Origin of the sequence: Streptococcus mitis (assembly GCF_000722755.1) — a bacterium.
Classification (GTDB): domain Bacteria; phylum Bacillota; class Bacilli; order Lactobacillales; family Streptococcaceae; genus Streptococcus; species Streptococcus mitis_CM.
In genome coordinates this window covers 1-6,672 of record NZ_JPFY01000004.1, presented here as the reverse complement: position 1 = coordinate 6,672, position 6,672 = coordinate 1, and the positions used below count along the sequence as shown (strand labels likewise).

The 6,672-nt window shown below is 42.8% G+C and carries 9 protein-coding genes and 2 pseudogenes; all 11 read right to left on the bottom strand.

Going from position 1 to position 6,672, the window contains the following annotated elements; translation table 11 throughout:
* Positions 1–486: pseudogene (locus SK578_RS00105) on the bottom strand (TNT domain-containing protein); the annotation flags it as partial.
* On the bottom strand, positions 438–1,220 hold the full coding sequence (locus SK578_RS10980; RefSeq protein WP_235228592.1) for a T7SS effector LXG polymorphic toxin: 783 nt from the start codon (positions 1,218–1,220) through the stop codon (positions 438–440). The pseudogene SK578_RS00105 and the gene SK578_RS10980, both read right to left, overlap by 49 nt.
* Before the next feature lie 9 nt (positions 1,221–1,229).
* The gene (locus SK578_RS00100; RefSeq protein ID WP_235228581.1) at positions 1,230–1,388 is read right to left on the bottom strand and encodes a hypothetical protein; all 159 of its coding nucleotides are present in this window, start codon (positions 1,386–1,388) and stop codon (positions 1,230–1,232) included.
* 46 nt (positions 1,389–1,434) lie between these two features.
* Entirely contained in the window at positions 1,435–2,094 is a 660-nt protein-coding gene (locus SK578_RS00095) for a DUF6572 domain-containing protein (RefSeq protein WP_042749677.1), read from the bottom strand.
* 18 nt (positions 2,095–2,112) lie between these two features.
* Positions 2,113–3,177 carry a hypothetical protein gene (locus tag SK578_RS10290; protein ID WP_235228590.1) on the bottom strand — a complete coding sequence of 355 codons (1,065 nt, stop codon included), beginning with the start codon at positions 3,175–3,177 and terminating at the stop codon, positions 2,113–2,115.
* On the bottom strand, positions 3,129–3,569 hold the full coding sequence (locus tag SK578_RS11105) for a hypothetical protein (RefSeq protein ID WP_235228587.1): 441 nt from the start codon (positions 3,567–3,569) through the stop codon (positions 3,129–3,131). The genes SK578_RS10290 and SK578_RS11105 overlap by 49 nt, the downstream gene beginning before the upstream one ends.
* A gap of 123 nt (positions 3,570–3,692) precedes the next feature.
* The gene (locus tag SK578_RS00085; RefSeq protein ID WP_042749676.1) at positions 3,693–4,043 is read right to left on the bottom strand and encodes a hypothetical protein; all 351 of its coding nucleotides are present in this window, start codon (positions 4,041–4,043) and stop codon (positions 3,693–3,695) included.
* Positions 4,030–5,019 carry a hypothetical protein gene (locus SK578_RS11100; RefSeq protein ID WP_235228586.1) on the bottom strand — a complete coding sequence of 330 codons (990 nt, stop codon included), beginning with the start codon at positions 5,017–5,019 and terminating at the stop codon, positions 4,030–4,032. Before SK578_RS11100 ends, SK578_RS00085 begins: the two co-directional genes overlap by 14 nt.
* On the bottom strand, positions 4,971–5,753 hold the full coding sequence (locus tag SK578_RS10970) for a T7SS effector LXG polymorphic toxin (protein WP_235228583.1): 783 nt from the start codon (positions 5,751–5,753) through the stop codon (positions 4,971–4,973). Before SK578_RS10970 ends, SK578_RS11100 begins: the two co-directional genes overlap by 49 nt.
* Positions 5,754–5,762: 9 nt before the next feature.
* A complete protein-coding gene (locus SK578_RS00075) occupies positions 5,763–6,047 on the bottom strand; it encodes a TIGR04197 family type VII secretion effector (RefSeq protein WP_042749648.1) in 285 nt (94 codons plus the stop codon).
* 4 nt (positions 6,048–6,051) lie between these two features.
* A pseudogene (locus SK578_RS11095) lies at positions 6,052–6,228 on the bottom strand (YwqH-like family protein); the annotation flags it as partial.
* Positions 6,229–6,672 lie beyond the last annotated feature (444 nt).

Genomic DNA, 6,672 nt, shown 5'->3' with positions numbered 1-6,672 from the left:
ACGCGCATAACCTCCTACGATATTCCCGATAAAGTTTGCGGTTTGAGCGTCTTCCTCACTTCCACCTAGGAGCTTAGTCCCATGATAGGCAACCTGACCCGCTGTATAGGCACCGGCTTCCCCTATCGCAAACTGAGTCAAGCCCTTGACAACGCTCTGAGTCTGCCCTATGGGAATCATGATGGCACTCGCCGTCACAAAGACATTCCCAATATCATGATACAGCTTGTCATTCCCCATGAAAAGCGTATCTCTGATGGGATTTCCTGCTTTAGTCTGAATATCCCCTGCATTCCCAAGTTTGATATCCTGATCAGCCTCATACATATTAGAAGCCCCATAGGCTGTTGTCCCAAGACCCACTATACCGCCTGCAACAACTAAAGGAGTCGCAGAGCCCAATGTAACTACGATGGCTGTCACTCCGACAATGATAGTCAATGCGCTAACAGCCATGTCTTTCCAACCCTTATCTGATCGAGCCAAGGCTTCAAACGGACCCTGTCTCGCTCCTGAGCTGCTTGTACACGCTCAACGCGACTCTCCATCTGCTGGGTCGCCTGTTTGTAGGCTATCGCAAAGCGTTGAACAGACTTGAGTTTGGCAAAATCTCCTGACTGATAAGTCCCTACAGTTCGTGTCTTACCTGCATGTTCTGTTATCAAGGCCTTGGTCGCAGCTAGAAGTTCCTTAAAGGCGACCAAATCTTGACTCGCATGGTTACTCTCGTACTGAGTGATGGAGGTATCCAAGTTCTTGAGCTGGTTCATGAGGAAGTTATAGTTCATGACTGTACTGGTATGACTGCTTCCTTCGTAGCTCACCAAGTCTGAAATCTTGTCCTTGGTCGTGTTCAAGATCTCAATCTCACTCTTCAAATCGTCCCGTGAGCTCTTTAAAGCACTATGAAGGTTTGTAAATACCTTACTTGGAAGCTTTGTATGAAGATCACCATCAATCTGGTAGTAACCATCCTTGTACAGCAGGAGGTTAGTTGAGTAGTCATTCATCAGGTTGACCAGAGTTTGAAGAAGAGTCCCATGCACCTCTACTAGGTAATTGCGCATACTCGAGATGGCCTGACCTTGGAGATTTTGATTGTTGATGAAGTCACTCATAGCCTTATTTAGACTAGCGATGGCCTCTTCCCAAGCATTCATCGTCTTTTGACTTTCCACTTGAACAGAGGTAATATCATCAAATTTTATCTTGTAACTCATAGAACCTCCCTACTGCAAGCCAGAAAACAGTGTTTGTCCCAATACTGTATCTGTACGGGCCAACTCTTTTCCTGTAGCGGACATCAAGGCGATGTCTGTTCCCAACAAGGACGTATAGCTCGTCATCAACTGATAGAGCTCATTGAATTGTTTTTGATATAGGTTCAATCCTTCTTCATTATACCACAAAAAGAGAGCGTTTCCGCTCTCTTTATTACTCTGGCAATTCTATCTTAAAACTCATATCTGTAGGCTGCAACACTTTCTGAACCTCTGCAAGAAAGGCTAGTCCATTATCAGATGGAGAGTATTGGAAGGTAATATGGATGACTTTTTTGTCAAACTTATCACCGTATCGTTCCACATACTGCTTGCTTTCGAGGAAGTGAATGTAATTATTAATTTTTTCTTGCAGAATTTCCAAATGGACTGCTTCTATCTCTTCCTCCCAGCCAACTGGATCCACCAAAAGAAGCTCTAAATGACTATCAACTATACCAATTGCATCAAGTTCGCTAGGTTTCAATTTTGAAGCGATGGCTTGGATAACAATTTGAGTAAACTCTTCTGCTGAAAAAAGACGACGACTATTTTTGGGATTTTTTAGAATAAAGGAAGGATTATTCTCAATGAAAAGTTTACTAGATTCATCTTGTGTATATTGCTTTTTTGATTTCCAAAAACCATACTGCGCATAATTCATCAACTCTTTGCCAGTATGTTCTCCCGAAATATAGCTATCGGCAGCTTCTTTTGGGATTTCTTGAACCACTTCTGGGCAGGTAATATTAAAAGTTGGATAACGCAAGAAATACTTATCACCATCTTGACAGATTTCCAGCATATCTTTTTGACTTACATAAATTGATTCCATTCTTATCTCCTTTGTTGCTTACCAAATGTCTACTAATGTTAACTTATCTTTTGGAACTGGGTCGATTACTGCTTCAGGAACTCCTCCAGGGTATGTTTTTCCTCCTGGTCGCCACTGTGGATTGGCACGTGATCCTCCCTCATTTCCATCAGGAATTCTGTAATTATGTACTTCCTGCGGAAGTACCATTTTAGGAGAGTCTCCTAGACTTCCCTCATCAAGCCCCAATAAAGCCTCTAACTTCCTTGGATTTCCATCCGCCTCTTTAATCATAGCCTTTGCTACATCTTTTGGAAAAACAAAAGCTCCATCTTCTCGACCAAAATTACCAAATTTCTGGATGAAGAAGTCATCTTTCACAAAGGCTGCAACTCCATCATCAAATAATTTTTTATGCTGTTCCAAATACTCCATTGGTAAATAATCTTGTGGATTAGGACGTACAATGCCTTTTTCAATATCAGGATCAACTTCAATGATATTATTTATCTCTGACTGGGTTAACCCATTTTTTGGAAATTCATTTAGATATTCATTCCATTCCGTAGAGAACTGAGTTTTCACCTTATTCAAACTAAACTTGCTGGCTGCTGAGGAAGCCACATAGCCTCCTACTATATTCCCGATAAAGTTTGCGGTTTGGGCGTCTTCCTCACTTCCACCTAGGAGCTTAGTCCCATGATAGGCAACCTGACCAGCTGTATAGGCACCGGCTTCCCCTATCGCAAACTGGGTCACCCCCTTGACAACGCTCTGGGTCTGCCCTATGGGAATCATGATGGCACTCGCCGTCACAAAGACATTCCCAATATCATGATACAGCTTGTCATTCCCCATGAAAAGCGTATCTCTGATGGGATTTCCTGCTTTAGTCTGAATATCCCCTGCATTCCCAAGTTTGATATCCTGATCAGCCTCATACATATTAGAAGCCCCATAGGCTGTTGTCCCAAGACCCACTATACCGCCTGCAACAACTAAAGGAGTCGCAGAGCCCAATGTAACTACGATGGCTGTCACTCCGACAATGATAGTCAATGCGCTAACAGCCATGTCTTTCCAACCCTTATCTGATCGAGCCAAGGCTTCAAACGGACCCTGTCTCGCTCCTGAGCTGCTTGTACACGCTCAACGCGACTCTCCATCTGCTGGGTCGCCTGTTTGTAGGCTATCGCAAAGCGTTGAACAGACTTGAGTTTGGCAAAATCTCCTGACTGATAAGTCCCTACAGTTCGTGTCTTACCTGCATGTTCTGTTATCAAGGCCTTGGTCGCAGCTAGAAGTTCCTTAAAGGCGACCAAATCTTGACTCGCATGGTTACTCTCGTACTGAGTGATGGAGGTATCCAAGTTCTTGAGCTGGTTCATGAGGAAGTTATAGTTCATGACTGTACTGGTATGACTGCTTCCTTCGTAGCTCACCAAGTCTGAAATCTTGTCCTTGGTCGTGTTCAAGATCTCAATCTCACTCTTCAAATCGTCCCGTGAGCTCTTTAAAGCACTATGAAGGTTTGTAAATACCTTACTTGGAAGCTTTGTATGATTGCTTGAATCAATCTGGTATCAAGCATCTTTGTAAAACTATAGTTTAAACAAGTTTTACAACCAACCCTTAGCTTTTAAAAACTTATCGGGAATGCGTAGCTCAATCTCTGCCATGATCTCTTTTAAATAACTATCCCAATCCGTGGTTCCCATATAGCTACGCATTTCGCTTTCAAGCGATACGCCAAATTGATCATTTAAAATAATAGAGAATCCGCATAAATCATTATCGTAACTAAATTGAATCCAAAAGTAATCATAAGCTGCAAAATTCAATTTAAACATTTGATGATTTGGTTCATCAACTATATCATAAGCTGCAATAGTATCAACTTTATCCATAAAAACTTTCCTAATTTTCTTTCGAGTTTCTCTTGCTTGTTCTAACATACTATTTGTCTGCATACCAATATCCTCCTATAAAATCTATATCTTTATATCCATGTTGTGCTCGTAAATAATCCCATTCCCATCTCAAGGCTGATTTTTCATAAATTTTTAAACGTGGATCATGAGAAAATCGAATAGTCTTGCCTTGCGCAACTGCATCATCCAATGCTGGCTTATTAAATGCTTCAAACATTTGTTCTCCACGGCTATCTAAATGATAGACCTCCGTCAATTTATTCCAATCATCCCCTAAGCTAAAGTAAGTGGTATCTCCAGCCTTGCTGATGTATGAATTTGGACCAGGTGTACTCCAATCTTGAGTCCCGTCAGGTCTAATTGTAGGTTCATATTTACCTAATGTCATTGTATCCGAGTCAGGGTTGATAACACTCTTCGTCCGATACATTTCATACTCTTCCAATGGCATATTTTTTATTGGAGATGTTGTTGGTTTAGCCTGTGGAGTTTCCACCTTATTGAGACTAAACTTGCTGGCTGCTGAAGCTACCGCATAGCCTCCTACGATATTCCCGATAAAGTTTGCGGTTTGAGCGTCTTCCTCACTACCACCTAGGAGCTTAGTCCCATGATAGGCTACCTGACCCGCTGTATAGGCGCCTGCTTCCCCTATCGCAAACTGGGTCACCCCCTTGACAACGCTCTGAGTCTGCCCTATGGGAATCATGATAGCACTCGCCGTCACAAAGATATTCCCAACATCATGATACAGCTTGTCATTCCCCATGAAAAGCGTATCTCTGATGGGATTTCCTGCTTTAGTCTGAATATCCCCTGCATTCCCAAGTTTGATATCCTGATCAGCCTCATACATATTAGAAGCCCCATAGGCTGTTGTCCCAAGACCCACTATACCGCCTGCAACAACTAAAGGAGTCGCAGAGCCCAATGTAACTACGATGGCTGTCACTCCGACAATGATAGTCAATGCGCTAACAGCCATGTCTTTCCAACCCTTATCTGATCGAGCCAAGGCTTCAAACGGACCCTGTCTCGCTCCTGAGCTGCTTGTACACGCTCAACGCGACTCTCCATCTGCTGGGTCGCCTGTTTGTAGGCTATCGCAAAGCGTTGAACAGACTTGAGTTTGGCAAAATCTCCTGACTGATAAGTCCCTACAGTTCGTGTCTTACCTGCATGTTCTGTTATCAAGGCCTTGGTCGCAGCTAGAAGTTCCTTAAAGGCGACCAAATCTTGACTCGCATGGTTACTCTCGTACTGAGTGATGGAGGTATCCAAGTTCTTGAGCTGGTTCATGAGGAAGTTATAGTTCATGACTGTACTGGTATGACTGCTTCCTTCGTAGCTCACCAAGTCTGAAATCTTGTCCTTGGTCGTGTTCAAGATCTCAATCTCACTCTTCAAATCGTCCCGTGAGCTCTTTAAAGCACTATGAAGGTTTGTAAATACCTTACTTGGAAGCTTTGTATGAAGATCACCATCAATCTGGTAGTAACCATCCTTGTACAGCAGGAGGTTAGTTGAGTAGTCATTCATCAGGTTGACCAGAGTCTGAAGAAGAGTCCCATGCACCTCTACTAGGTAACGGCGCATACTCGAGATGGCCTGACCTTGGAGATTTTGATTGTTGATGAAGTCTGTCATGGCCTTGTTTAGGCTCGCAACGGACTCTCCCCAAGCATTTATCGTTTTTTGACTTTCCACCTGAACAGAGGTAATATCATCAAATTTTATATTGTAACTCATGGCACCTCCCTACTGCAAACCAGGAAACATGTTTTGACCCAGGACACTATCTGTCCGATACATCTCTTTCCCTGTGCCTGCCATCAAAGCGATATCTGTCTCCAGCAAGGTCGCATAGGTCTTCACCAGCGAGTGGAGCTCATTGAATTGTTCCTGATACAAGTCCAATCCTTTCGATGTAGCTGTCGTATTAAAACTTGGTTTCCCAACTCCTGCCAAACTAGCCTTGGCTTTAGACAGGCTACCGATGTGCGAGTTAAACAGAACCTCGGATAATTGAATCGTTCCATACATGGCCTTACCCCTCCTTCGTATGTAGCAGCTTCTCGATGGAATTTTCCAAACTATTCTTCAAACTCTGAAGACAGCCAATAAGGCCATTTTCTTCAATCTTTTGATTTTCCAACCTAGTGATTTCATCACAGATGGCATCATAGAAGGTATTCATCTCCGTTTGAAAACTCGTGTAGTCACTGGAGAAGCTTTCCCACTGCTTGGTGAAATCATCCTTTTGTTTGCCTTGCCAAGTAGGCTGATAATTTTCCTAATAATCTTTTTTTAGTATAATAAACCTTTTTTGAATTTCCCTACAGACTTCTTGGCCGTGCGAAGACGTTCCAACTGCTCATCGATAGTCGTAATCCGTGATTGGGCAGAGGAGATGCTGGTGGAGTAGGCAATTCACTCTACCTTGAAGATAATAGATTTGATCATAGTCTATTTGCCCCATGTATTAGCCTCCTAGTTCATTTACTTCATTCAACTCAGCAACATTTCCTTTAGGAATCTCTGTCTGATCTATAACCGCAGCAATATTTTCCAACATGAGGTCATTATCCTCATCACTATAACCCTCTTGAACTCCTTAAAAATATCTTCGTCATTGAAGTAGATAAGGCTATCGCCTACCATCCCTTCG

What these genes read in the sequence shown, in the direction of transcription:
- SK578_RS00075 (WP_042749648.1), bottom strand. Translation starts at nt 6,047, where the DNA reads ATGTATGGAACGATTCAATTATCCGAGGTTCTGTTTAACTCGCACATC.
- SK578_RS00085 (WP_042749676.1), bottom strand. Translation starts at nt 4,043, where the DNA reads ATGCAGACAAATAGTATGTTAGAACAAGCAAGAGAAACTCGAAAGAAA.
- SK578_RS10970 (WP_235228583.1), bottom strand. Translation starts at nt 5,753, where the DNA reads ATGAGTTACAATATAAAATTTGATGATATTACCTCTGTTCAGGTGGAA.
- SK578_RS10980 (WP_235228592.1), bottom strand. Translation starts at nt 1,220, where the DNA reads ATGAGTTACAAGATAAAATTTGATGATATTACCTCTGTTCAAGTGGAA.
- SK578_RS00095 (WP_042749677.1), bottom strand. Translation starts at nt 2,094, where the DNA reads ATGGAATCAATTTATGTAAGTCAAAAAGATATGCTGGAAATCTGTCAA.